The organism is Salmonella sp. SAL4457, from assembly GCF_046548235.1.
Classification (GTDB): Bacteria; Pseudomonadota; Gammaproteobacteria; order Enterobacterales; family Enterobacteriaceae; genus Salmonella; species Salmonella enterica.
This window is the reverse complement of the sequence record NZ_JBGDZO010000969.1, coordinates 1-251: the sequence shown is the minus strand read 5'-3', so window position 1 is coordinate 251 and position 251 is coordinate 1. Positions and strand designations below refer to the sequence as shown.

Here is a 251-nt window from a genome sequence, read left to right as displayed (position 1 = left end):
GCTCTACGCACTGGTGCTGGTGGCCCTGGCGCTGCTGCGCAACCTCTATTTGCTGGTGCCGGTGATGCTGCTCAGCGGCGCGGCATGGATCGCCGTGCTCTCCAGCCTGCAGGTCGCCGCGCAGACCTCCGTACCGGCCTGGGTCCGCGCCCGCGCGCTGGCGGTCTATATCCTGGTGTTCTTCGGCAGCATGGCCGCCGGCGGCGCCCTGTGGGGTCTGGTCGCCAGCCACCTGTCGATCACCTTCGCCC

1 protein-coding gene is annotated in these 251 nt (G+C 70.1%); it reads left to right on the top strand.

What is annotated here, in order from left to right; translation table 11 throughout:
- The coding region (locus ACLJNW_RS27080) for an MFS transporter (RefSeq protein WP_410961641.1) at positions 1-251 on the top strand (251 nt) is incomplete at both ends.